At 41.6% G+C, this 26,076-nt stretch carries 26 protein-coding genes; 11 read left to right on the forward strand and 15 right to left on the reverse strand.

What is annotated here, in order from left to right:
• Window positions 1–33 precede the first annotated feature (33 nt).
• The 3 genes from ACTWPM_RS08170 to ACTWPM_RS08180 form a co-directional block, all read right to left on the reverse strand.
• On the reverse strand, window positions 34–744 hold the full coding sequence (locus tag ACTWPM_RS08170) for a response regulator (protein ID WP_443132567.1): 711 nt from the start codon (window positions 742–744) through the stop codon (window positions 34–36).
• Window positions 741–2,345 carry a DcuS/MalK family sensor histidine kinase gene (gene dcuS, locus ACTWPM_RS08175; RefSeq protein WP_443132568.1) on the reverse strand — a complete coding sequence of 535 codons (1,605 nt, stop codon included), beginning with the start codon at window positions 2,343–2,345 and terminating at the stop codon, window positions 741–743. Before dcuS ends, ACTWPM_RS08170 begins: the two co-directional genes overlap by 4 nt.
• 191 nt (window positions 2,346–2,536) lie before the next feature.
• The gene (locus ACTWPM_RS08180; RefSeq protein ID WP_443132569.1) at window positions 2,537–2,737 is read right to left on the reverse strand and encodes a hypothetical protein; all 201 of its coding nucleotides are present in this window, start codon (window positions 2,735–2,737) and stop codon (window positions 2,537–2,539) included.
• A 44-nt stretch (window positions 2,738–2,781) separates the two neighbouring features.
• On the opposite strand from ACTWPM_RS08180, the gene ACTWPM_RS08185 reads away from it, so the two are divergent.
• From ACTWPM_RS08185 to ACTWPM_RS08205, 5 genes are all read left to right on the forward strand, one after another.
• Window positions 2,782–4,275: a spore germination protein gene (locus ACTWPM_RS08185; protein ID WP_443132570.1), complete on the forward strand. Its 1,494-nt coding sequence runs from the start codon at window positions 2,782–2,784 to the stop codon at window positions 4,273–4,275.
• 5 nt (window positions 4,276–4,280) lie between these two features.
• Window positions 4,281–5,483 (forward strand): Ger(x)C family spore germination protein, encoded by a 1,203-nt coding sequence (locus tag ACTWPM_RS08190; protein WP_443132571.1) that lies wholly within the window; start codon window positions 4,281–4,283, stop codon window positions 5,481–5,483.
• Window positions 5,467–5,643 carry a hypothetical protein gene (locus ACTWPM_RS08195; RefSeq protein WP_443132572.1) on the forward strand — a complete coding sequence of 59 codons (177 nt, stop codon included), beginning with the start codon at window positions 5,467–5,469 and terminating at the stop codon, window positions 5,641–5,643. The genes ACTWPM_RS08190 and ACTWPM_RS08195 overlap by 17 nt, the downstream gene beginning before the upstream one ends.
• Window positions 5,640–6,743: a GerAB/ArcD/ProY family transporter gene (locus ACTWPM_RS08200; RefSeq protein ID WP_443132573.1), complete on the forward strand. Its 1,104-nt coding sequence runs from the start codon at window positions 5,640–5,642 to the stop codon at window positions 6,741–6,743. Before ACTWPM_RS08195 ends, ACTWPM_RS08200 begins: the two co-directional genes overlap by 4 nt.
• A gap of 196 nt (window positions 6,744–6,939) precedes the next feature.
• Window positions 6,940–8,418 (forward strand): glucoamylase family protein, encoded by a 1,479-nt coding sequence (locus ACTWPM_RS08205; protein ID WP_443132574.1) that lies wholly within the window; start codon window positions 6,940–6,942, stop codon window positions 8,416–8,418.
• Between the two features lie 115 nt (window positions 8,419–8,533).
• Here ACTWPM_RS08205 and ACTWPM_RS08210 read toward each other — a convergent pair whose 3' ends face one another.
• Together ACTWPM_RS08210 and ACTWPM_RS08215 are read right to left on the reverse strand one after the other, a co-directional pair.
• A complete protein-coding gene (locus ACTWPM_RS08210; RefSeq protein ID WP_443132575.1) occupies window positions 8,534–9,037 on the reverse strand; it encodes a DUF1456 family protein in 504 nt (167 codons plus the stop codon).
• A gap of 165 nt (window positions 9,038–9,202) precedes the next feature.
• Complete coding sequence (locus tag ACTWPM_RS08215) at window positions 9,203–10,951, reverse strand: metal ABC transporter solute-binding protein, Zn/Mn family (RefSeq protein WP_443132576.1); 1,749 nt, start codon at window positions 10,949–10,951, stop codon at window positions 9,203–9,205.
• 385 nt (window positions 10,952–11,336) lie between these two features.
• Between ACTWPM_RS08215 and ACTWPM_RS08220 the strand changes: the two genes are divergently transcribed.
• The gene (locus tag ACTWPM_RS08220) at window positions 11,337–12,296 is read left to right on the forward strand and encodes a permease (protein WP_443132607.1); all 960 of its coding nucleotides are present in this window, start codon (window positions 11,337–11,339) and stop codon (window positions 12,294–12,296) included.
• 15 nt (window positions 12,297–12,311) lie between these two features.
• Complete coding sequence (locus ACTWPM_RS08225) at window positions 12,312–13,193, forward strand: TIGR03943 family putative permease subunit (protein ID WP_443132577.1); 882 nt, start codon at window positions 12,312–12,314, stop codon at window positions 13,191–13,193.
• Window positions 13,194–13,289: 96 nt separating this feature from the next.
• On the opposite strand, the gene ACTWPM_RS08230 is transcribed toward ACTWPM_RS08225, so the two are convergent.
• The 8 genes from ACTWPM_RS08230 to ACTWPM_RS08265 form a co-directional block, all read right to left on the reverse strand.
• Window positions 13,290–14,450, reverse strand: a complete 1,161-nt coding sequence (locus tag ACTWPM_RS08230; protein ID WP_443132578.1) for an FAD/NAD(P)-binding protein — start codon at window positions 14,448–14,450, stop codon at window positions 13,290–13,292.
• Window positions 14,451–14,471: 21 nt separating this feature from the next.
• Entirely contained in the window at window positions 14,472–14,741 is a 270-nt protein-coding gene (gene rpsN / locus ACTWPM_RS08235; RefSeq protein WP_443132579.1) for a 30S ribosomal protein S14, read from the reverse strand.
• Window positions 14,742–15,053: 312 nt separating this feature from the next.
• Complete coding sequence (locus tag ACTWPM_RS08240) at window positions 15,054–15,302, reverse strand: hypothetical protein (protein ID WP_443132580.1); 249 nt, start codon at window positions 15,300–15,302, stop codon at window positions 15,054–15,056.
• A 589-nt stretch (window positions 15,303–15,891) separates the two neighbouring features.
• Window positions 15,892–16,641: a hypothetical protein gene (locus ACTWPM_RS08245; protein ID WP_443132581.1), complete on the reverse strand. Its 750-nt coding sequence runs from the start codon at window positions 16,639–16,641 to the stop codon at window positions 15,892–15,894.
• Window positions 16,632–17,942, reverse strand: coding sequence for a hypothetical protein (locus tag ACTWPM_RS08250; protein ID WP_443132582.1), 1,311 nt, complete (start codon window positions 17,940–17,942; stop codon window positions 16,632–16,634). Before ACTWPM_RS08250 ends, ACTWPM_RS08245 begins: the two co-directional genes overlap by 10 nt.
• 264 nt (window positions 17,943–18,206) lie before the next feature.
• The gene (locus tag ACTWPM_RS08255) at window positions 18,207–18,956 is read right to left on the reverse strand and encodes a hypothetical protein (RefSeq protein ID WP_443132583.1); all 750 of its coding nucleotides are present in this window, start codon (window positions 18,954–18,956) and stop codon (window positions 18,207–18,209) included.
• Window positions 18,947–19,228: a hypothetical protein gene (locus ACTWPM_RS08260; RefSeq protein ID WP_443132584.1), complete on the reverse strand. Its 282-nt coding sequence runs from the start codon at window positions 19,226–19,228 to the stop codon at window positions 18,947–18,949. Before ACTWPM_RS08260 ends, ACTWPM_RS08255 begins: the two co-directional genes overlap by 10 nt.
• Before the next feature lie 433 nt (window positions 19,229–19,661).
• Complete coding sequence (locus ACTWPM_RS08265) at window positions 19,662–19,811, reverse strand: hypothetical protein (RefSeq protein WP_443132585.1); 150 nt, start codon at window positions 19,809–19,811, stop codon at window positions 19,662–19,664.
• 522 nt (window positions 19,812–20,333) lie between these two features.
• Between ACTWPM_RS08265 and ACTWPM_RS08270 the strand changes: the two genes are divergently transcribed.
• From ACTWPM_RS08270 to ACTWPM_RS08280, 3 genes are all read left to right on the forward strand, one after another.
• Window positions 20,334–20,738: an S-Ena type endospore appendage gene (locus ACTWPM_RS08270; RefSeq protein ID WP_443132586.1), complete on the forward strand. Its 405-nt coding sequence runs from the start codon at window positions 20,334–20,336 to the stop codon at window positions 20,736–20,738.
• A gap of 248 nt (window positions 20,739–20,986) precedes the next feature.
• Complete coding sequence (locus ACTWPM_RS08275) at window positions 20,987–21,391, forward strand: S-Ena type endospore appendage (protein WP_443132587.1); 405 nt, start codon at window positions 20,987–20,989, stop codon at window positions 21,389–21,391.
• Between the two features lie 61 nt (window positions 21,392–21,452).
• Window positions 21,453–21,959, forward strand: a complete 507-nt coding sequence (locus tag ACTWPM_RS08280) for a hypothetical protein (protein WP_443132588.1) — start codon at window positions 21,453–21,455, stop codon at window positions 21,957–21,959.
• A 535-nt stretch (window positions 21,960–22,494) separates the two neighbouring features.
• Here ACTWPM_RS08280 and ACTWPM_RS08285 read toward each other — a convergent pair.
• Entirely contained in the window at window positions 22,495–22,896 is a 402-nt protein-coding gene (locus tag ACTWPM_RS08285; RefSeq protein ID WP_443132589.1) for an S-Ena type endospore appendage, read from the reverse strand.
• Between the two features lie 799 nt (window positions 22,897–23,695).
• On the opposite strand from ACTWPM_RS08285, the gene ACTWPM_RS08290 reads away from it, so the two are divergent.
• Entirely contained in the window at window positions 23,696–24,448 is a 753-nt protein-coding gene (locus tag ACTWPM_RS08290) for a hypothetical protein (RefSeq protein WP_443132590.1), read from the forward strand.
• A gap of 197 nt (window positions 24,449–24,645) precedes the next feature.
• Here ACTWPM_RS08290 and ACTWPM_RS08295 read toward each other — a convergent pair whose 3' ends face one another.
• Window positions 24,646–25,596, reverse strand: coding sequence for an ATP-dependent 6-phosphofructokinase (locus ACTWPM_RS08295; RefSeq protein ID WP_443132591.1), 951 nt, complete (start codon window positions 25,594–25,596; stop codon window positions 24,646–24,648).
• Between the last annotated feature and the right edge of the window lie 480 nt (window positions 25,597–26,076).

Here is a 26,076-nt window from a genome sequence, read left to right on the forward strand (position 1 = left end):
AATTAAAAAAAGCAGCCCGGGGGAGGCTGCTTTTTAATGATAAAACTCTAAGTCTAAGTCATGTGTATGCTTCATTTGATATTGATAAACCGGGCGTCCTACACCATAAATAAGAGTCTCATCGAGGAAATCAATTTCCTTAAGAAACTTTAAATACTTACGAACCGATACTCTGGAGATCTCCGTTTCATTGGCAATTTCATCGGTTGAAAAGGCTGCATCGCCCTTCTTTCTGATCACACTGATGATGTGTTCAAGCGTCGTTTGTGTCAGCCCTTTCGGCACCTGGATGCGGCGGTTATCCTGCCGTTCCTCCTGCTTGCTAAGAATTTGATCGAGCTCATTCTGGCTTACCTTCTGCTTGTCCTGAAGCACATAATGATTCTCTTTATATTTTGCGAGCGCTTCTTGAAGACGTTCAAATTCAAAAGGTTTAATTAAGTAATCAACCGCTCCAAGACGGAGCGACTGCTGAATTTGTTCTCTTTCAGAAGCCGCCGTAATCAGGATAACATCCACCTGCTCATCCTTCTCACGAAGCTCCTTCAAAAGCTGGAGCCCATTCCGACCCGGCATATAAACATCAAGAAGAATTAAATCGACTTGAGCTTCTTCCAGACACTTGCATGCTTCCTCTACATCGGAAGCCGAAGCCGCTAGTTGAAATCCTTCCACCTGCTCCACATATTTCTTATTTAAATCCGCCACCATTGGATCATCTTCAACAATCAGCACTTGAATCATGCTTGCTCTACCTCCGATTCATAAGGAATAATGACACGGAAGGTCGTCCCTTTCCCTGTCTCTGACTCCAGCTCGACCGAGCCTTCAAGGGATTCGACGCTTGCTTGCACAAGATGAAGGCCATAGCCTCTGTCCTCGCCCTTGGTCGACATCCCTTTTTGAAAAATTTCTGTCTGTTGTTGTGCTTCTATTCCGCCTCCCGTGTCGCTCACTTCAATCTCCAGAAGTTCATCTACATAAGACAGGACAAGATTGATCCGCTTTTCTTCCCTTCCGTCCAGACTTTCAATCGCATTATCGATCAGATTTCCAATGACGGTAACCAGTTCATGCGTCACTGATTCATCTAAAGAGGCTGGGATGACAGTTTCACAATTCACGGATAAACGGATGTTCTGTTCACGGGCATAGCTTAATTTGCCGATCATAAACCCAGCGAGCACCGGATCCTTCATTTTATTCGTAATGATATCTGCTTCATGAACCTGATGATCCACGAGCCGCTTCATATACGATTTCACCTCTTCAAACGACTCCAGTTCCACCATTCCCAGCATGACATGAAGTTTATTTTTAAATTCATGCGACTGGGCGCGAAGGGACTCCGCATATAACCTTACACCAGTCAGCTGCTCGGCGAGCTGGTTAACCTCCGTTTTATCCCGGAATGTGGAAATCGCTCCAACCACCTCATCATTGACGATGAGCGGGACCCGATTCACGATAATGGACGAACCATTAATCGTCTGCTCTTCATCTAGCTCTGCCTTTCCAGTCCGGAGAACCCTCTCGAGCATCGATTGAGGAATATATTCAGATATTGGCAGCCCGATCGGATCTTCCTCTTGAATCCCGGCTTTTTGGAAAATGTTTCGGGCAGACTTATTGACGAGCGTGATTCTTGCGTCCGCATCCACAGCAATAATCCCTTCACGTACGGAGTGAAGCATCCGGTTCCGCTCCTCGTGAATACGGGCAATCGCTACCGGCTCAAGACCGAACAAGCTTCTTTTAATGTACCGGGCTAGTAAGAACGCGCCGAGCACACCGACCAGTGCCCCGATCAAAGATCCTATCAAAATATTTCGATGGCTGCTTTGCAGCGCAGCCTCTACTGCATTCAGAGAGATTCCAACCGAAACGGCACCTACCTGTTCCCCGTTGTCCGCCATAATCGGAGTAAAGGCACGAACCGACTGCCCTAACGTTCCTTCAGATATCGATATGTACTCTTCACCGTCCAGAACTCTTTTCTCATCCCCTCCGACAAACTGCTTTCCAAGTAAATCAGGATTCGGATGGGACTGCCGAATTCCTTCCATATTCATAACTACTACAAACATTACATCAGAAGCTTCTTGAATACTCATCGCATAATCCTGAATGACCTGGTTATCAGCAGGATCTTGCAGTTCCTCCTGGACAACCTGCGATTCCGCTACCGTCCGCGAAACAATCAGAGCCTTCTCTTCCAGCTGGTTACGGATCGTATCGCTTGTATTTTCCGTGATCAGGAGATCCGTAATCAGTAAGGAAAATAAGACAACTAAAAGCACATAAAAAATGATCATCGTGCTCAATTTAAATCTTGAATTCTTCATAGTATATCTCCTCGTTGAGGTCATTTTTTCAAGTTTATCATAATCTGGAAAGGGAGGAGCACCAAGATTAACGTAAGTGTCCAGGATTGATTGAAGGAATAAACTTCCACCTCAGGTCATCCATAATATGGATGACCTGTTTTCCATTAAAAAGAAGACCTGCTCCCGTTCTGGAACCGGTCTTCTTTATTTTAAAGTGCGATGGATGCTTTCTTACTTTCCAATTCCATAAACCAATCATGTAAACGCTGTGCCACTTCAACCGCATACTCCTCTGGTAAAACGACACTCTGCGCAGCCGGAGCACATCCTACTCGGCACACACCTTTAGAAGAGCCAAGCTCTTTCTCATTCCTGACTGCCTTTTCGGTTCGCTGACTAGTATAAAACATGGATATTTTGCCAAGAATGGTTTAAAAACGTCAGGAGTTTTATTATGGGAAAGGATCAGACTTTTCCACCTCACTTGAGCAAAGGTAATTACAGTCACCTGAGCCTTTCAGGAGATGTGGAAAAAGACATCAATCAGGTCGCAAAAAGTCTCGGGTATCCCCCTGACCTGGTCTCAAAAGTGTACACATTCAAACATAATGCTTTTGCCGTTTGTTATATAGATGGAATGATCAGCAGCGACGAACTAGAGCTAACAGTCATTCTCCCGCTCATGGACTGGTTCAAAGAACATCGATCTCCATGGGACTTTGAGAAAAAAGATTTTCAACAGCATATCCAACTACCTAAAAAATTCAGTAAAACATCCAACTTTTCTCAAATCCTGGATCAATTGCTGCGTGGAAATGTCATCTTGTTTGTTAAAAAAGGAAAAGAAGCCTTCATAACGGCTGATCAGCGATGGGAAACGAGAGCCATCGAAGAGCCGAGCTCCCAGACGGTGATCAGAGGTCCAAGAGAGGGCTTTGTTGAAACGCTCTCTATCAATACAACTTTAATTCGGAGAAGAATTTCGAATCCTGCCCTCCGATTTAAACAATTTCTTGTCGGTGAAATCACCCAAACACCGGTGATTGTGACCTATATAGAAGGGCTTGTTAACGAGTCAGCACTAGAAATGGCAATAGAAAAATTGACGAATGCGAAGCCAAGAGAGGTTTTTGAAACGGGAATGCTTGAGGAATTGATGGAGAAAAAAGGGTATTCTCCTATCCCTACACTTTCAAATACCGAACGTCCTGATGTGGTCTGTGCTGCTCTTGTGGAAGGAAAGCTCGCCATTATGATGGAAGGAACTCCATTTGCCATCATTGGCCCCGTTACATTCATTTCGTTCTTCCAGACTGCTGAAGATTATTATAATCGGTTTGATTTGGCCACTTTTATTAGGTTAATTCGTTTCATAGCGTTTTGGATTGCTTTTTCATTACCTGCTACCTATGTAGCATTGACAACCTTTCATCAAGAATTAATACCAACAAAGTTGTTAATCAGCCTGACAGCCCAGCGGGAGGGTGTCCCCTTTCCAGCTTTGATCGAAGCCTTAATTATGGAGACTGTATTTGAAATTCTCCGTGAAGCTGGAGTAAGAATGCCTCGTCCTATAGGTCCAGCTGTCTCCATTGTCGGTGCGATCGTTATTGGTGAAGCTGCTGTATCGGCGGGACTCGTTTCGCCAGCCATTGTCATTGTTGTATCCTTGACAGCTATCGCGAGCTTTGCAAGTCCTTATTACTCTATGGCAGGTTCCACCCGAATGCTTCGTTTTGTCCTGATGTTGTTCGCAGCAACATCAGGCATTTATGGCATGCTCATCTTCACCCTGGCTTTATGCATCCACCTGGTATCGCTGGAATCATTAGGGCAGCCCTACATGGCTCCTTTCGCCCCTTTTCAATTACAAAAACAAAAAGATACTTTTTTCCGTCTCCCTCTTTGGTGGACGAGTCGTAAAAAAAGGAAGAGTCAGGGGATTTGAATTCTATGAAAATTATTCCTTTCTGTATGATAGCTGTCTTCCTTCTTCTCAGTGGATGCAGCTCACTAAACGAGCTGGATGAGATCCTTATCCTTTCAGGGATTGGGATCGATGAAGGTGAAGATGGTGGAGTTAAAGTTATTCTTAAAGCAACCAACCCACAAGCTAGTACAAGCGGGCAGGAAAGCGGAGGCAGCAACCAGGCTCCCAGTTATACATTTGTAAGCGAAGGTGAAGACGTTATTGGAGCTTTTTCCAATGTGAATGAACTCCTAGGCCGAAAACCTTTTTTTGCGCATATATCAGCGCTCGTCGTGGGTGAGGATTACGCAAGAAACCAGGGGATCAAAGAATTGATTGATTACATGGAGAGGCATTATGAAATCAGGGACAGTTACCTTTTATTCATCGCCAAAGGTGAAAAAGCAGAAACCATCATGAACCTGTTTACTCCGATTGAAAACTCATCCGTGTTTACTATGGAGCGGATGGTCGCTATACCTGGAGGTGCTCACGGTATGCAGGATGGCATCAAGCTTGAAGACTTTATTAAATGGACCTATGGGGACAAACGTGACCCCGTAGCTCTTGGAGTAGAAAAGGTGGATAAGGAAGTCCAATCGACGAATGCAGATATCCTCAACAATATCGAAGGAAATAAAAATGCAGTGAGGTTGACTGGTTTAGCAGCCTTTCAAAACAACCGGCTAAAAGATTGGCTAACTCCAAAAGAAACGCTAAGCTACGCCCTGATCACCAGTCATACACGTCAGACATTACCCTACTCCATCTCTTGTAACGAAGGCGAAGGGACCATTGGATTCCGTTTAAAAGAGATGAAAAAGGATTTTAAACCTAAGCTTGAGAATGGAAAACTGACCTACGTCATAAATTTAAACGCCCAAATCGTTCTTGAAGGATTCACCTGCCCATTGAAATTATCTACGAATCAGGGGGTTGATGAGCTCCAGCAGCTCATCAATAATACTCTTGAAAAAGATTTGACTTCTTCCTTAGAGAAGGCTCACGAGTTACAGCTGGATTACTTTGGCATCCGCAATCAGCTCTTCCGAAATGAAACGAAGCAATGGGAAGAGGTGAAGGGTGAATGGGATGAATTGTATAAGAATATGGAAATACAGGCTCATGTGAAAACCTACTTGGAATCGCCTGGAGCGAGAGTTGATAATAATGAACAAACACAATAAAAAAACGTGGAAAGAAAAAGGGTTTATTATCGGAGCGTGGCTGTTTTCCATGTACTACACCATCGGGTATTTACTAGACCGTCCTTTTTTTCCTGTGACTTATTGGCTGAAGGCTATTTATAAACCTATCTATACAGCTATATTCGGAGGTCCATCATGAACATACAATTGACAAAATACCAGCTGTTTACAGTAACGACGAACTTTGTCATCTTCAGCTCCATTTTAATGGCCCCGGCCCTTACAGTCACAGCCGCTAAACAGGATGGATGGATCAGCATGCTATTCGCGTTCATCATAGGACTTCTTTTGAATCTCGTTTATGTCCTGATCTTAAAAAAGCACCAATACCCTTCTCTTTTCAGTCTAATCGACAGAGCAGCAGGCAAATGGATCGGCACTTTATTGAATCTTGTTGTTATGTTCTATGCCTTGCACCTTGCCGCGATGGTTGTAAGAAACTTAAGTAATTTCATCGTTTCCAGTGTATTTCCGAATGCTCACCCATGGATTTATCAAATTCTGGTGATTTCAATCGTCGCTTTTACGGCTTTTTATGGAGTAAGGAACTTATTTCTTATAAATGAATTGTTATCCCCGCTGCTGTTTCTCATCGTAGGCACGTCTTTGATCTTAATCATTAAAGATTTCAGCTTTATAGAAATAAAGCCGGTTTTTCACTCATCTTTCCAATCGATTTTTGAAGGAGCCTATGCGACACTTGGTTTTCCCTTTATTGAAGCCCTAATAATAGGGAATTTCTTTCACTATGTGCAACAAAAGAAACAATTGATGTTCGTTTATTTATCTGGGATATCTTTAGGAGGAATTACCCTCGTCATCGCCGTATTGCTTATTATCGGAAACGATGGAGCTTATATGGTAGCAAGGGAAACCTACCCTACCTATTCGGTCCTTAGAGATATAGAGTTTACAACCATCTTTGAAAGAATTGAAATCTTAATTGCCCTTGCCTGGATCACAGGGCTCTTTTTCAAAATCACTGTCTGTTTCCTAGTTGTCATGATGGGCTTCAAACACCTGTCCAACTCGAAGAGCTATAGACCCTTCATCATTCCTATTGCCATTTTAACCTGGGCAATGACTAACCATCTTCACAAGACAGTTATGGATTTTTCCAATTTTGTTACGTCGAGCTGGACGTTATATTGGTTCACTCTTTACAGCGTACTAATGATGGTTTTCCTAATCGGATTTTTGAGGCAGAAAAAGCAATCAGGACAAGATCAGCTGCCATGATCTTCCCTATATTAACATTTCGATAGGAATAAATTTCCACCTCAGGTCATCCATATTCTGGATGACCTTTTTTCAATGCCCTCGCTACTTTTTAACTATCTGAAAATTATCATAATTCATACTTTTTCATCATTTACCTCAAAGTTATGGTACTGTAACCTATAAATCGAAACGTTTCACTAAATCTTGAAAGGAAGTGGAAGTATTGAAAAAGTATAGCCTATTGTTCCTGGTGCTCATTTTAACCGTTGTTACTGTTTTCCCAGCTGCTTCAATTGCGTCCCCAAAAGGTAAAGAGGTTGCTTTATCCAAACAATTGGAAGCGATTTCAAAGAAAACGTATCGATACTTTGAAGAATTTACAATTGAGGAGACCGGTCTTACATATGATGCGGTTCGATTTGACGGCGATGAAATGAACGCCGACAAACATACCTCTCCCACCAACATCTCCATGTATATGATGAGCACGATCTCGGCCGCAGAAACGGGTTTAATTTCCCACGAAGAATCAAAAGAAAGAATTCAGGCTACCCTGAATAGTCTGGAGGATATGAAAAAGTGGAACGGGTTATTTTATAACTGGTATAACTCCTCTGATGGATCGCTTTTCACTGATTGGGGCGAATTCATTTCTACCGTGGACAATGGCTGGCTGTCAGCTGGTTTAATCGTTGTCGGTGAAGCCTACCCCGAACTTTATGACCAATCCAATGAACTTGTCGAGAACATGGATTATTCCAAATTATATACGCCTGAAGTCGGCCAGATGAGAGGCGGCTATGATGTGGCAGCCGAAAGTTACACCGAGCATCACTACGGCGCTTTTTATACAGAACCGCGTGTAGCAAGCTACATTGCCATTGGTAAAGGCGATGTTCCAAAAGAACACTGGTGGAAAATGAACCGTACAATGCCGGACAGCTGGGATTGGCAGCAGCAGACGCCAGAAGGTTATACCACTACTTATGATGGTGTCGAAGTGTTTGAGGGCCACTACAGCTACAACGGTAAAAAATATGTACCGAGCTGGGGCGGCAGCATGTTTGAAGCACTCATGCCACAACTCGTCCTTAAAGAAAAAGAACTTGGGGAAGATGCTCTTGGGCTGAATAACCAGCGCCATGCAGAAATTCAAATTGAGCATGCGAAAGAACAAGGCTATGCAGCCTGGGGTGAGTCACCTGCCGCTACTCCGGAGGGATACTCGGAATTTGCCGCAACTCCTCTAGGAACAGATGGATATAAATCAGATGGAACCGTCACTCCACATGCCACTTTCCTGACCCTGGACTATACGCCTATGAAGGCATTTGAAAACATCCAGGAATTGAAACGTTTCGATACCTACAGCAAATATGGATTCTTAGATTCCGTTAATGTTGAAACCGGCAAAGTCACAAATGCCTACCTCGCCCTTGATCAAGGCATGATCATGGTGTCGATCGCCAACTACTTGGAGGATGGCGTCATTCGAGATTATTTCCATTCCTCAGAGATTGGAAAAGCTCCAGAAGACCTTTTGAAAAAAGAAGAATTTTCTATAAAGAATGATGAAGGTGGAGAGCTACCTGATACTTCTTCCAGCGATCCAATGGGGATGTTCGCAGGATTAACTGTATCGGCTGCAGCGGGTATTTTCCTTGTATTAAGAAGACAACTTAATAAGGAATAAACTCTTTATTATTGGGACCTATCCCATAACTAAAAGAATCCCTTCCCTAGCAAAGAAACTTAGGGAAGGGATTCTTTTAATGTATAAAACTGAAAATAAAATAGCTTCTCTTAAGCTACCCTCTATATTTTTTCGTTAACCCCTGCAGGAAATTCCGCGCATATTGTTCACCGAACTGGCGATAATTTTTATGCCCTTCTTTTCGAAGCAGCGCACTGACTTCCCCTTTCGTAATTTTCACATTTACTTCATCCAGAATATCGATAATATCCTCGGCCGTTAACTTGAGGGCTATTTTTACTTTTTTCAACATAACGTTATTCACACTGGACTGATTTTTAATAGAACGGTCGGGCTTATTGGGTTGTCCGGGTTTCGGTTCCTGAGGGCCTCGTTTAAAGGTAATTAAACCATTCAAGAACGACTCCAGCATACTGTTCGTACATTTAATATGATCTTCACTTTCTTCTTCTTCATCGATATCCTCTGATTTGGTGAGCACCTTACCGACTTCTTCGGTGGTGAGATCCTCGCCGCCCAGCCTAAAGATCTCTGCCATATCCTGATCTTTGATATCAAGTGCGTATCTTAATCTTATAACGATGTCGTTATTATCCATGTAAAAACCTCCAAATCCTAATTCCTCGCTGTACCTAAGCGGTTTACCGAAACACGCCTATGGTACCCTTAAAGAATGATTTTACCATAAAGGCGGCCTATGCGCAGTCCAGCCAACCAACTAAAAGAAGCTGAAGACCATGTCGCTGGTCTTCAGCTATCTAGATTAATGCTGCATCATGGCATGAACAATTTCCTCGCCACTCATATCAGACGGATAGTAGGTAGGCCAGTTCGTCACTTCATCTAATAAATCTTCGCGGTCATTGCCCCAATAAAGGTGATAGTGATCAGCATCTGTCGGATCGATACTATGGTCACTAAATTGAATATACTGAGGAAGTCCTTCCTTCTCTTCTTTAAGCTTAAAGATGTACCTTACCCCTCTATTTCCTGCTTCATAAGTCAAAATTTCATACCCATCAGACGTGTATTCACCGGATTTTTCATCACCATCCTTATAAAAGGTAACGTTAGCGCCATCAATGACAATTCGGTCTACATCCGTTTTGTAGCCTTTCTCGTAGTATTCTTTATATTCTTCCGCTGTCATGTCCTCGGAATCTTCCGCTTTATGATCATACACTTCATCGAGTGTTCCATCCTGATGGTAAGGATAAACGGACTGCCAGTCTCCTTCCCAATCAGATAATGGACGGTCCTCTACTTGACTGTCTTCAAAATAACCATCATAGATTTTCTTAGCTTCTTCATCATCTCCATGACTATGATCATGGTCGTGTTCATGTTCACTCTCGCTCTGCTCTTCGCCTTCAGAAGAATCGTCTGATGAGGAATTAGATAAAGCTTTGGTTAATTGTTCTAAGTTGTGCTTCATAAGAGTTACGTAAGTCTCTTCATTTTTAATGTCTTCCTCTGTTAATACAGATACGTTGTGAAGGCGCAATGTTTCAGCTCCAATTTCTTCCCTGACCACTTCGGCGACTTTAGGCGTTACGTTTTGTTCGAAAAATACATGATTCAAGTTATGCTTCTCAGCCTTCTCGATAATGTTTTCCAACTCTTTTTGTGACGGCTCGTTCGTAGGGCTAAGACCAGATACGGCAATTTGTTCAATTCCGTAAGCCTGCTCCCAATATCCATAAGCGGCATGCGAAACAATAATTTTATTTTGAGGTAATTCTTCTAGCTGGTTATGAAACTCCTGATCTAAGCTTTCAAGCTCCCCTTTGAGTTCTTCAAAGTTTTTAGTAAAGGCTTCCTCTTGCTCAGGATTGAGCTCCACAAGCGTTTCCTTAATGTGTTCAGCTAATTGAATAGAGCGAATCGGATCGAGCCAGACGTGCGGATCTTGATCCCCATGGTTATGTCCCTCATGAGAATCTTCTTCGCTTTCCTCTCCTTCGTGAGCATGGTCACCTTCGTCGCTGCCTTCTTCACCTTCATGCGCATGCTCTTCTTCATGACTTCCTTCTTCTCCCTCATTAGAATGCTCACCTTCATGGCTGCCCTCTTTTTCATGAGCTTCACCCTCATGATCGCCTTCTTCTTCATGGTTGTGGACGTGTTCTTCTAAGTCGATTCCCTTCGCAGCTTCCAGAATTTTTATATCTTCAGATTTAATAGAATCCGAGATTTGTTTGGCATAAGGTTCTAACCCTGCGCCGTTATAAATAAATGCATCCGCCTCCGCAATTTCAACCATCTCTTTAGTTGTGGGTTCATATGTATGCGGGTCCGATCCAGGCGGGAGTATAGATTCTACTGAGGCTTGTTCTCCTGCAATTTGCTTGGCAAAGAATTGCAGCGGATAAACAGTTGTAAAAATCTTTAGTTCCTCGTCTGCACCTTCGTCTTTGTTGCCTTCTTCATTGCTGGTCGACTCATCATTTGCACACGCAGCAAGCATCAATATAAGTATAACGAGCATGGATGTACGTAAGATATGTTTCATTATAAATTCCCCCTTCTTTAATTACATGGTTATTCTATCGTAATGATTACGATTTGTAAATAGTAATCATTACTTTTTAGTCTGCAATTACATAGTTTCACCTATCCTACTCACTTAAAGCTTGTTACAACTAACCATCTCGTTAATAAAGCGTAAATTAAATGTGAATTCCTACCCTCCACGCGTCTTAATTAGCCTGGAGGTTCACATCTTACCCCTTTTTAAAATGTAATCATTACGTATTAACGAATTAATTAAAGAATCTAGCATAAAGTAAATTAATAGATTGATATGGATCAGGTGAGTTGGTAATTATCTCTATCTAATAGGAGGTTCTTAAGTGAAACAAGCATATTCATCCCCCATCAAATTCAGCTGTCTCTTGATGGTCATCTTTTTCGCTTTATTTGTGTTCGGAGACAACTTTCCATTTGACAATTTTCTGGCGATTCCTCCATCCATTTTGGACTTAAACACCATGTTCCTCAGTATTGTGTTAGAAGCCATTCCTTTTGTCCTTCTTGGTGTGTTTATTTCATCCATTATTCAGACGTTTTTAAAAGAAGAAACACTGAAAAAATTCATCCCTAAGAACCCTTATTTAGCGCTTTTTCCAGCAGTGACTATAGGAGCGATATTCCCTGTCTGCGAATGCGCTATCGTGCCCATTGTGAGACGTCTTATTCAGAAAGGAATGCCGCTTCATGTTGGAATGGTCATCCTTGTTTCGGCACCTGTGCTGAACCCAATCGTATTTTTATCCACCTTCTACGCTTTTCAGACCGATCTTACAATTGCATGGGCGAGAATGGGACTGGCTTTTCTGGTCTCCCTGATTATTGGCGGGTTGATTTATTCCTATTTCGGTAACAGCTGGCAGTTAAATCAAAGAACCACGCTTGGGATCACAAAGAGTCATGATCACGAGCACCAGCGAGGAAATAAAATCGCGCAGACGTTTCAGCACGCGAGTGATGAATTTTTTGATATGGGGAAATTTCTTATCTTAGGAGCTTTGGTTGCAAGCGTGGTACAGACGTATGTTGCCAGGGAAACGTTATTGGAGATTGGAAGCGGCGTTCTAGCGGGACCTGCCGTTATGATGGGGCTTGCCTACATTTTATCTCTATGCTCAGAAGCCGACGCGTTTGTAGCTTCTTCTTTTAAAGGGCTATTTTCTTCAAGTTCCATCCTGGCCTTTCTCGTCTATGGGCCTATGACGGACTTAAAAAATACCATTCTAATGATGGCTTATTTCAGAAAACGATTTGTGCTAGCTTTCATTCTAATTGTAACGATCGTGGTTTATACGATAACGATCCTGTTTGACGTATTCTATCTTTAAAAGGAGGCTCCCCCTATGAATCGCCAGGCTCACCAGTTTCTGAGAAGCGTTATTCTTTTTGGATTTTTCCTCTTCGTTACTAAGCTGATCCTCTCCGGTGATATTCAGAAATTTATTGCCCCGCGGATGATGCCTTACATCTACTTTACTCTGATTGTTCTTGGCATACTTGCTGTCGTTCAATATTTTAAAAGCAGCTCTCAACACGAAGACATCCATTGCGGATGTGACCACAGTCATGACTATTCCACCTCTAAACTCCGATCATTCCTGGTCTACCTTTTGTTCATTGTGCCTATCCTGTCAGGCTTTATGTTTTCCGACCACATTATTGGAAGCTCAGCCGCTTCTAATAAAGGTTTCAAGTATGAGATACGTTCAGACTCCACGGCACCAGACACGACAGGAACTTCTAATGATTCTTCAGCAGAGGATTCAATTTCTGAAGAAGGTATAGATGATTCAGCGATCCTGACTCCTCAAAAAAGATACCCTGACCTCTACAATGAATTACAGCAGACGGATCAGATCCACCTGAATAATACGAACTATATTGGTGCCATCACATTAATGGAAGACAATATGGACGGCTATGTGGGTAAAGAAATTATTACTCATGGATTCGTATTTCGTGAGGATTCTTCTCCTTCCAATCAATTCATTGTTGGACGATTCGGCATCAGCTGCTGTGTTGCCGATGGTGGCGTGTACGGAATTCTTGTCCAGGGTGAAAATCTGGAGCAGTTTAAGAATGACACGTGGGTAGAAATTAAAGGTACTTTACAAAAAGCTGAATACAACGGCTGGGAACTTCCTTTAATTGAACCCCTTGAAATAAAGCCGATCGATGTCCCCGATGAACCTTATGTATATGAAGACTTAGAATTTGCCGGGTAGATCTATAAAAAAAGTCACAGTCTGTAACCGCTGTGACTTTTTTACTTTTTCCTTACAGCTTCTTCCCAGAGTACCGATTGGCCAAATTGATCCCTCCTAAGAGGATTGAACAATGCGCTCCGCTGCTTTTCTAGCTCCTGCAATGTTTCTTGCAACAGGACCGATTTCTAGTTCTGCAAGAGCCCCGGCAGCAAATAAACCCTGTTTCCATTCCAATGAAGGCTGCACAATCGGGAAACCGCAAGGGGCACAAGGGAGGTCCAACTGGTCAATCACAGGCTGCAGCCATGATTTCCCGGGACAGTCAGCATTTGCACCTGTTGCGAGCAATAGGCAATCGCCACGGATATTTTCATTCTTCCGCATACCTAGCTCAACCGCTCCATCGACATAATGAGCGGTCTTGATTTCATCCGTGTACATCAGCAGATTGCCTTCTTTCATTTGGCGCTTTAATTTCACATGAAGACCCCTCGTAATCGAACCACGGTTCCTAGCTTCTTGAATCTGTCTGCGACGCTCTTTATAGCAATTAATTTTTTCATAGTCTCTTAAATACTTTGGGCCCAGCCATCCTGGATCACTGTCGAAGTCTTCCACCCTGAAAGGATGCCGCTTCACCAGACGTACAGGCTGATCAGGGTTTCTTTTTGATAATGTATAAGCTGCATGTGCGGCCGTCATGCCCCCGCCCACAATAATAGCCGCTTTATTTTCGGGCAGGGATTCTTCCAGTTCAAACACGTGATGGACAAGGTTCACGTTTTCGCCTTTCAAAGACAGAGCCCATTCAGGATAGTAGGGAACGTGGTTTGTACCGATCGCAAGCACCACCTGTTCCGCTTGAATTGTGTGGGAAGATGCAACCGCCACCTCCCAGGAGCCTGAATTCCATGAAAGCCCTTCTACCTTTCCTTGCTTCCAGCACTGTTTGATCCCCGCATGATCTATAGCATCCAGGCTATGCTGGTTAAACATATCTAAACGCGGGCGGGCATACTTCCCTCTGAATGGCTCTGCATAATCATTTGACTGCGCATATTTGTTTAAGCTGTAAGGATCCGCATCTACGTGATGCACGGATGGAGACCTTAAATAATGCATACCGATTTTTTCGGTCAACGAACGCCAAGAGTACATCGGTTCAGGATGAGGATCGATAATTAACAGATCCTCTTTTTCAACCCTTTCTTCAAGTAGACGGGCCGCTACACAGCACCCTTGTATCCCTCCGCCAATAATCACCCATTTGTACATAAGCAAATCCCCTTTTTTTCCTTACCAGCTTGATTTTTTCACTCCTGGAATCTGCCCTTTATGAGCGTAGTCTCTGAAGGCGATCCGGGACATTTTGAACTTCCGCATATAACCGCGAGGTCTTCCTGTTACTTCACATCTTCCGGTTAAACGAGTAGGAGATGAATCACGTGGAAGCTTTCTAAGGGCTTCATAATCTCCTTTCGCTTTTAGCTCCTTTCGAAGTTCCGCGTATTTCTCTACCATTGCCTGTCGTTTCTTTTCTTTTGCTACTTTAGATTTTTTAGCCATTGGTATTCACCTTTCCTTTTGAAATAAAAATTTATAAATAAAAATTGCTTCCTTTACTTTCGCAAACGTCACTGGTCGTTGTACTCACTTGCCCTGTCTATTCTGGCGCCAGCACGCCTGCATAAATAGTAATTATTACTATTTAAAATCGACAAAAAATTTTTTCGTTCTTTCTTACTCATGCTTTAAAGTCTTGTGGAATAGAAACATAAAACAGCTTCCTGCTCTTATCCATCTCTTATCCATACCTCCCCTATTATTAATTAGTTCCGTACAGTCTTTCCACTGAACATCCTTCAGCATCTGTTCAAGCTAATGAGCGATTTTCTCATCCACCTGCTTCAGCGTTTGCAAAAGTTCAAACAGCGTCATACCAAAGGCTTGAGCGGCAAGCTTATGAGGAGACTCAACGTGGAGCCTGTTCATAAACTCAGCCGGAGTAGCCACTTCTTCAGCAATTTGATCTTCCATTTGAATCACATAGTTATAGATCACTTTTTCTTCTTCCGGAAAAGAATTTATGATCTTCTCTGTAAGAAGTTTTATTAAATAATCACTCATGAGCTCACCTCAGAAATCACGGAATCTGGTACTTAAATAAAAAGCTGAAAATCAAATTTCGAGCTAAATAGTAATGGTTACTATTTATTTCTGTATCAAATAATGTATCACTTAATTTTGTGATTAACAAGAGAAAATTATATATTATTAAAACATCCGAACAAAAAGCATTACACGAGAATAAGTTTTAGGAACCTTTCGTGAAGAAAGAAAAATCCTAAAAAACCCACATTTTTCCTGAACTAATTTCATATGGTAGAAGCGGCTCAATTAGGACAGCTACCTTTCATGTCTCCTTCCCATTACTCCGCTTCTTACTTCCTGCTATGTAATCGGAGATACCCCAGGCATAATAGCATATGCATGCTTACAAAAAATCTATGTGTGTACTGGGGAAAGACTGGTATCATAATGAGTTGTTTTTAATTCTCTAAACCTGTCAAAAGCTACATGACGAAAAACAAACAAGCGTGAAATCAGATTTGATTGATTTCACGCTTGTTCCTTGAGAAATCTTTTCTCCGCCTGTTTTTATCACAAAGCGAATAAGGTGTTCTTCCTGTTTATTTAATTATTGCCAAATTATTTATTAAAACTGTAAACCACATTCCCCAATCGAAGTAATCTGACTCATCCTTGCTGTGAATGTTGTAAAGAACGTGTGCCCCATGTTGTCATCTGCCAGCACCGTCCACGTTCCTATATTGCCTGGGCCAATGGAAACCTCAATCAATACTTCAAACAAACCTTGAAATAAGTTACCAGTTCCTAAAGCCGTTCCTCGCACCCTGGCAAAGGTATCGCCAATACACTCAATCTCTATTCTTCGACCTTGAATAAAATTGATCATCGTCTTGCCGGATCGAAATGATACATTAAAGTGGTCGACATCAGGATCACAGCCAGGTTTGGCAGTGAAGCATTGGATCGCTGTCACATTAATCCTGCCTCGCAAAGTCGATTCCACTCCTTGATTCGTAATATCAACATTTGCATGGGCCCGGTTTCCTCGAATACCGATCCTGAATTTACAAGGACATTCTACAATTGGACATTCCGCTTGTGATCCTACGTGAACTTCAAGAATGTCCCCTTCTACTTCTGTTGTCGCATGTACATCAATAGATATAAGTGGGGTTCCTGGAAGAACCGTTACGGTTGTAGAAAAGTCTCCATTGACATCTGAAATGGCTGGATTCGGGTCATAAGATATGACACCGTCAGGGAAATGAGCAAAGAAGATTTCCGCTCCCGGCACATCAGTTCCTCCACAATTTACATTCCCGGTAATCACTGCATCACAAGTGATCAGTTCAGGTACATTAATAGTTAAGGGCATGGGTCTTCACACTCAACGAGGACTTCTACTGAAGCTTGAATCATTTGACCTTCTACTGTAGTAGAGGCTGTAATGGTAACAAGAGTAGGAGGTGTTCCATCAGCCACCGTTACACCCGCGAAATAGTTGCCATGTGAACCGGTTAAGACAGGATTTGGCTCAAAGGTGACCGCAGGATCGCTACTGTCTAACATCACGACAGCTCCTTCGATAACTCTTCCATCACAACGGACCCTGCCATCCACAAAACCATCACAATCAATTTCTTCTGCTGAGAACAACTCAATGATACATGGATCAGCCAAACATTGAATAATGGTTGGCAAAGAGGTAGAAACCATTTGGCCATCTACCATAGTTTCAGCTGTAATCACGACATCTGTTGGTTCTGTTACGGCTGGGACAATAGCTTCTACTTCAAAATTACCGAACTCATCTGAGAAAACAGGATCCGGCGTAAATTCTACCATTGCCCCTTCAGCACGGAAGGTAACTGCTGCTCCTTCTATTGGGTCGATATCACCACAGATCACCTTACCACTAAGGAATCGATCACAAAGAATATCTGCCGGAACAAACAGATGGATGTCACACGGAGAACAGTTAAATTCTACGTCTCCAGCAGGAATGGTTCTTTTAAAATCGCTTTGCTGAACGATCCAATCATATACTCTTGTCACCGATAGACAAGCAACCTCTTGCAGCTGCGCTGGAGCTGGTGAAGTCGTTGATATTCTAGATTCCTTTTCCAAGCTTTCGTTTGATGGAGCCTCTAAGTCTGTCATTTGATTAGGGAAAATAACTGGACACTGATTTGGTATCGTAAAAGAACAACGATCAGGCACGATTACCTCCCTGGGTACACAAAAACCAACCTCCTGTTCCACTACCACCTCTGCGACAATTTGAATGCTTTGGCAGATCAAAAAATTAATATCCAAAGATTCAAAAGTTCCGTCAAGACAATTCACACATGCTTGACAATCGAACTCCGTCACGCTGCAAACTACTTCTGTACCTACAGGTGCGCAAAGTATTACATATTCAAAAAAGCAAAACGGGATGGGTTCAGACACACACAAGGTATCTTCATCCTCCACTTCAACGACAACATATCCTTGTTTCCGTATCGTTACCTTTTGAAGAGTGACTTGTTCTCCATCAGACAATTGAACAGAAATATCTTCCCGGTTCCCTTCTTCTTCGCAACTAATTTCATCAACAGGACTGCCTGCTGCATCGGTTAAATAACAACGTAAAAACCCATCATTCGCTAGTAATTCACATAAATCCGGATTCACAATTCCTCTTACCCCTTTCCAATAAAATCCAACTTAATTCTTTGCTTGTCGTGCCTGCTTAGATCAATTCTAAAAGTAGGTCAAACCCCTCCAAGATCTCTGAAGCAAAGGTTATAATATTGTATGAGTTTGGTTGATACAAGTTACGAAAAACACTGCCATGCAAAGAACTATAAAATGACAAAAAAGAACAAAGCTTCGTTGATACACAAAGAAGCTTTGCTAAACGGCTCTATCTAGTAGTTAATAACTGCTTTTCGTTTATTAAAACTGTACGCCGCATTCCCCGATCGAAGTAATCGGACTCATCGGAGCGGTGAATGTTGTAAAGAACGTGTGCCCCATGTTGTCATTTGCCGACACCGTCCATGTACCTATATTACCTGGGCCAATGGACACCTCAATCAATACTTCAAACAAACCTTGAAATAAGTTACCCGTTCCTAAAGCCGTTCCTCGCACCCTGGCGAACATATCGTCAATACAATCGATTTCAATTCTTCGTCCTTGAATAAAATTAATGGTCGTTCCCCCAGATCGAAACGTCACATTAAAGTTATCGACTGCTGGATTACAGTTAGTACTGGCTGTGAAGCATTGGACCGCTGTCACATTAATCCTGCCGCTCAAGGTCGACGCTACTCCTTGATTTGTTATATCAACATTTGCATGCGCTCGGTTTCCTTGAACGCCGATCCTGAACTTACACGGACATTCAACAGCTGGACACTCCGCCTGTGTACCTACATTGGTTACAAGAATGTCCCCTCCAACTTCTGTGGTAGCACTTACATCAATAGATACTAACGGAGTTCCTGGAAAAACCGTTACGGTTGTAGAAAAGTCTCCATTAGCATCTGAAATGGCTGGATTCGGGTCATAAAATACTACATCCTCAGGGAAATCACTAAAGAATATTTCCGCTCCCTCAACAGGGTTGCCTCCACATGTAACATTCCCTGTGATGACTGAATTACAAGTGATTAGTGCTGGGACATTAATAATTAAGGACATGGGCTATCACACTCCACGAGAACTTCTACTGAATCTGAAATCATTTGACCTTGTACAGTAGTGGATGTTGTAAGGGTAACAAAAACATATCCTTGGTTACGTATCGTTACCTTTTGAAGAGTGTGTTCTCCATCAGGCAATTGAACAGAAATGTCTTCCCGATTCCCTTGTTCTCCGCAACTAATTTTATCAACAGGACTGCCTGCTGCATCGGTTAAATAACAACACAAAAACCCATCATTTGCTAGTAATTCACATAAATCCGCATTCACAACTTTCCCTACTCCTTTCTATAAGAAATCAAACTACTTCTTTGTAAGCAGCTCACTTCAAAAAATCATAATAGTAGGCCACGCCCGTTAAAGTCTTCATGACGTATAGATTATTGTATGAGTTTGTGAAGATACAAGTTACGAAAAAACCAGCAATGCCGAAAATTAGACACTTGATTCCACCAACTGTTCTTAATTTGGAAAGAAGAGAGGGACATCGATACGCTGAAAAAATTACCCGGCGACTGAGAATGTATTCACCTTCCAACTTTAACGTCACTCTAGCAGGTTACGCTGAGCCCTAAGCTGCTATAAAACACGATCCTTCCATTTTTCCTGAATGGAATATGGCTATAATGTCCTTATGTTTACGAACATAAAAAAGCCAATCCGCCCAAGAGGGCAGATTGGCTTTCTGTTATATATTATGTGCCTAGCACCAGCCTAAATCGCAGTCCTTCACATAACCTTCTTCTTGCTCCGTTTTATTTTTGTCACTCTTTGGAGGTAAAGCATGAATCGTTGTTCTATTTGGGATAGGGTTATTCTTTTTAGTAATCTTGGATAAAATCCACTCGATCATGGGAACACCTCTTTACTAACGGATTATCTCCTTTTTTAGAAGATTCATTCAATGTAACATCTATGGATCTGGATATCTACTGAGGCGCTCTACGTGTCATCTGGCTTACAATTATGGCAACACCAGCTCTTGCCACTTTAAAAGAGGTTGCTGAATAATTGTAGTCTTTAAAGGAATTATCTCAAGACATGCTAAACCCTGTGCTAAACCAAGAAAACGAGGACCTCTCCCCATGCCTCCCATTTTCTAACGATGTTAAATACAGAACCATCCATTATATAAAGTTCCTTTATGATTCATACTTCCACAACTTTAGAGTCTAATTAAATTAATACCTTAACATTACGATTAATGGGGATTTGGCTTTGATTCATAATTCATTCTCTTCCTCCTTTCCGACCCTTGTGGATTTCTCTTTTCATCTTTATCTTTAAAATTTTTTGTAATTAGTAAAAACCCCTATACATAAATATTTTTTTTACATTTACTATACTATTACGTTATGAAGAGGGGCAGGAATTTATGGCGAATTGTAGTGCTTGTTGTCCAGACCAAACGGTTATTGGTGATATCGTTACGGATAACTTTTGCGGTAACTTTGCTATTTCATGCAACGAAGAGAATACCGATATAAACAGGATTTGGAGCATAGAGGATGATTTCTTTGATGCTGGGGCTCAAACAGCAGCCACAGTTAGTGTTTATTATGATGTGGGCTGTGACAATTTAATAACGATGACAGCGACAAAAAGAGATGGAAGTACTGTTGATATGTTGGTGCCTCGTCAAAACACACGTTCGATAACCATATTGGATATAGTAGCTGTCGATATTTTCTGTACTTCAGAAGGGCCGGACACTACGCTCTGTCGAGGAAAATATTGTATTGATCTTCATTATGATGTACTAGAACCGCCTGGGATTTAAAGAAACTGAGAACATACTTTATGAAAAATAAGCGTGAAATCAGACGTCAATGTCTGGTTTCATGCTTTTTATTTTTCCTCTATGAATACCGACAGAACTTTCACTTATTTGTACGGTTCTCGTGTTCGTCGAATCAGCTTGCTAAAGAATGGACAATTATTCTTATTTTATTCCTATATTAGTCCACGCAAATTTTATGTATTCAGCATCTAATAGAATAGCAATAAAAATAGAGGTGAATAGAAGAAATGGGAAATTGTAGTGCTTGTTGTCCGGATCAAACCGTAATTGGTGATATCGTAACCGACAATTTTTGTGGAAATTTTGCGATTCCTTGTAATACTACGAATTTGGATATTATAAGAGTCTGGCGATTGGACCCAGCATTTTTTAATGCAGGGGCTCAGTCAGCAGCGACCGTAAGTGTTTATTACGACCAGGGGTGTGACAGTTCATTAGAAGTCCGCGTTACCAAGCGTTTCGGGCAAACGGAAACTATTCAGGTGCCGCGTCAGAACACGCGGTCAATTACAGTATTAGACGCAGTAAGCGTGGATATTTTTTGTCGTTCCGAACAGAACACACAGGCCATATGTCGCGGAAAATACTGTATCGATCTTCATTATGATGTTCTAGAACCGCCAGGAGTATAACCAGCTTTTGAGGAGCACCGTTATATGTAAATATTCAAATGATTGATAAGGGGGATTGGGAGTGTGTGATTCAGGAGATTGTGGCTGCTGTCCAGGTCAAAGCGGTTCCAGTTTTTGTGACTGCTGCACCGATCCTATGCAATATGTGTTGGAGCAGCTTGTAGGTCAGGCGGTGCGTATAGGTACGACTGATACGAGTTCAGGCACCTATCCAAGTGCTACCATTTTAGACGTTAATGATTATATTGTGACTATCCGTCAAGGTGCGAATACGATTGCTCTTCCGGTTTGCCTGGTCGTTGGTGTTCAGAACGCTCAAGTGCAAAACGTGCTCTTATTACCGCCTCCCCTTTCAAGCGAGGGAGAATGCAATTGCTGTGAGAGACCGTTACGGGAATTTTTTGACGGAATCACTACCGCAGATGTAGATGCTCTGGGCCAAGCATTTAATAATTTAACGAATACTCTAATCTTAGAAACCGGTGAGGGGATCGTAAAATTAAGGGATAATAATGCATTTATAGCTTTATCTTTATGTAAAGTTTCAAGCATTCAAAACTTTTCTTAACTTGATAAGGAAAATAGGGGTGATAATCGGTGTAAATCCCAGACCCCTATCCTTATTAAAGATGACTTTTTATACAATAATGGTCTAAAAGCAGACGGCGGGGAGAACATCCTAGGGCTTCCATCTCTAATGTGGTGTTGGCAGTCGCCTGTATGCTTTGACACATATTAATAGTAATTTCTAAGCGCCAGCAGTTATCCAGGTGGATGATAGAGCTTATATGACAAGAAAAATCCGTGATTGTACATTGAAGATCAGTTCCTTCTGGAGCACAAAGTAACACTTGCTCAACTCTCTGAAAAGGAAAAACACAAATTTGTCTTCCTCTATCGTATGAAAGCCCAATGCAACCTTGCTTACATAGGTTTACTTTTTGTAATATAGTCTGGTGTCCATTAGGGAGTATAAATTCCTTATCTTCCCGCTCACCTATTTCTTTGCAATCCAGTTCCTCTACAGAGATCGGAACTCCACATTCATTAGACAAGTAACAATTCTCTTCCTGACAACTCCACAAATCCTCTATTACATTTCTTTACAGAAAATAATGAAGAGTGATGCAAAATGTACCTCTTATAGTGGTTAGAGGGTTATTATTAATCATGGCCACACTGCTCAGAGGTGAGAATGTTTGGTTAAACTGTTCCCTATTCCCTGTTTCAATTGCCTTCCCATTAACAAGAACCTCCACGTCCTTCTGGCTGCCATTTGCGAACGTCAGGGAAACATTTCCAGCTATAGAAAACGGTAAGTGGGATTCCCAAAGTGTACTAATCTGTTCTATGGAAGCAATTGAGAAATTGCCGCAAATTTCGTCACTGACTTTTCTCTTGGTTTTAGGTATTTCTATACAAGTGGTAAAGTGTAAAGGAACAAGCAGCCAATCATAAACTCTTTCCACATTTACACATTGTAAGCGACTGTGGTCTTTATCCACTATGTCCTTCTCCTTTCTTACGATCTATGGTGATCGTCAAGGAAAATATTCAGGTTCTTCTACACGTATTGTTTGTACTATGGTCTTTTAGAAAGACACATCAGCGCTCCTAATATTCAGTCATAAACTGACTATGTTAAGTTTTTGCCTGCTTCATATAAAGCAGCAGCCCCGTCGGCTCAAGCCTCTATAATAAGTTATATTTTGATCGCTTGCGATTCATGTGATATGGAGAGTATGAAATTTTTCCAACCCAACATTCATCGGTCTGCCCTTTTCATAATTCTTAATAAGATATGCAAGTAAATGATTAGCGAATAGGCTATAGTCTATTCGATATCACTTAGGTATGGGTCCGTCGGTTAGATTAAAAAAGGAATACCTTCATATTTCAGGGAGACTTTTAGCAGTTTATGATTTTTCAAAGGAAAATCCACTCCTATAAAAGTATTTAAAAGCCCATTTCATCCCCCATTTCTTACTTTGGAATGGGCCACATAATATGTGTGAAATAGTAAACAAAGGGATAAATTGGGAATTAATGATATAGCATGATACAATATATTTATAGTCATTCTTTAGGCAGATTTGGTCGAAGAATGATGAAAATGATTAAAAATTCATTAGTGGCACGTAATTTTAGTGGGAGCTCATGAACTGGGCTAACCGTTTAGATAAGGCTTGGCGCTTTCAGGAGTACTGAAGCGCCTTTTTTGGTGGCTAAAAATAAAAATGATTTTAGGCTGCCGCAATAAATGCTGTACGCGCGCGGGGTGATGGAAGTAAAGGAGATTTTCAAATGAAGCAAATATATGCTTTTGAATCGCAGGAAGAATATATGAAACATCAGGATACCATTGAAAAGTTCAGTGAAAAATTAAAAACTTACCAACAGGTATTGGAGGAAAAATACGCTTTAGCTACTTTGCCAAAAGGAATAGTCTGGACCAGTGAGAATTTAGCGACGACCTTTTTTTCTGAGGTCCCGGTCCCAGCCTATACAGAGGGTGATGTGATCTACATTTCTCCTGACCTATCGGCATGGAGAAGGTTATTGGCAGAACAAGTAGAAGGGCTGAATATTTCAGAAGTAGAGGACTTTTTTGCTCATTGTTCTGATGATTGTTTATTCACTATATTGGCACAGGAATTGACCCACCATGCAAACCTCTTCGTTGAGGAGTTCGATGGTGAGCGTAAATTAAATACCTGGTTTGAAGAAGGAATGTGTAATTATCTCTCGAGAAAACACTTATTAGATAACTCTGAGTTTAAAGAATTAACGAATATTGAGGTAGAATTAGTGGAAATTTTCAAGGATAAATATGGGCAGCATTCTTTAGACGAATTGGAAAGCAATTTTCCTCAAAGCAGTAGCCTGACTCATAGAATGTTCGATTATTGGCGAAGTTATCTTATTGTAGAGTTCCTAGTGGAAGTACGAGCTAATAACGATTTGGATTGGATTTTCAGCGAATACAACAATTGGGATCGAGCAGGAAGAACGGTTCCATTATTACAGTATTTCGAAATGGAAAATTTCTTTAACTAAAGTAATCATTGGAGAATAATCTTTTAAAGTATGGACCTGGTCCTTGAGTAAAGGAACAGGTCCCTATTTATAGTCCAAACAGAAAGCACCAAAAAGTCTCCCTTGAGATTACGATCTTAAGGGAGACTTTTTGGTATTCATGGTATTTCCAACTTGTATGAGCTTTAAATCATATCCATCCGCTATATATCCTCCAATCAGGAGAGTTTTTTAAACAACTGGTACATGCTTTCGTCCATATCAGCCTTATGAGAAGGAACCTCATCTAAGTCATAACTCACCAGTTCATTGTGAGTGATTCCAACCATTTTACTTCTTTCATTATTTAACAGGGATTCTATTGCAAACACTCCCAGCCGGCTGGCTAAAATTCGATCAATTCCTGTGGGTGCGCCCCCGCGCTGGGTATCGCCTAAAGCGATCAAACGCGACTCCACTCCTGCCTGCTCTTTCAATTGGCGTTTGAAATCCTCCCCATTTATGCTCCCTTCCGCTATCACAATAATGCTGTATCTTTTCTCATCTCCAGCCTTGATCTGTTGAATAATATAATCTGCATCCTCTTTCCAGCCTGGAATTAATATTTTCTCTGCGCCGCCGGCAAGTCCAGCATAATACGCTATATTTCCCGCATCTTCCCCCGCTACTTCAACAATGGAGGTTTTCTCGTGGGAAGATGCAGTGTCCCGAATTCGATCTATGTAATGGATAATGTTATTGAGGGCTGTATGAAAGCCTATCGTGTAATCCACCCCTGGAATATTACTTTCAATCGTGGCAGGTATAACCACACAGGGGAAATCATACTTACTGAAGGCCTGGGCGGTTTTTAAAGCCTCTCTACCGCCAATAATAACAAGCGCTTCTATATTTTCATTTTTCAAGTTCCCTATTCCTCGCTGCAGACCTTCCTCTGTATAAATTTCTTCACTTATAGACGACTGAAGGATGGTCCCTCCCCTTTGCATGATGGAGCCGACCGACTTTTCACCCATTCCCTCGAATAGTTCATGAATCACACCATACGATCCATGCTTAACTCCCACCATTTCCATGCCATGATAGGTCCCTGCTCTTACGACTGCACGGATGGCAGCATTCATGCCTGGAGCATCTTCTCCACTCGTTAATACACCGATTTTCTTCATTATATTTCCCCTCCTTGTTTATGGGTCACTCTAGTTATCTTTTGTTAATAGGCGCATTAAAGCCCTCATGATGGATGTATAGATACGAATCTCAGGAGGGAGATATGGCTAACAGAATGTATACCTTGCACTAGTTTATAAAAATGCAACACCCAAAAATATAGCGAATTTATTAAAAATTGGATGTTTTTATTGGTAATGCCATTTAAACACATTTCACTTTAAAAATGAACTATAAGATAGACCAAATTACAGTGCTGAATGGCATCCGCATAGATACTCTCTTCCATTTATTCACTACGCCTGGATTACACACCCCATCGGTCTCACGATTTACGGCGCCCTCACCCCAATTTGTTGATACCAGCACCCAACACTTATGGTTCCTCTTCCCAAACTTCGCTCTCCAATCTGCAGAAAAATACTTTCAAACAATTAGCTATCTTTCTATTGAAACCAATCACAAACAGTGATACTATA

Origin of the sequence: Halobacillus sp. K22 (assembly GCF_052246795.1) — a bacterium.
Classification (GTDB): Bacteria; Bacillota; Bacilli; order Bacillales; family Halobacillaceae; genus Halobacillus.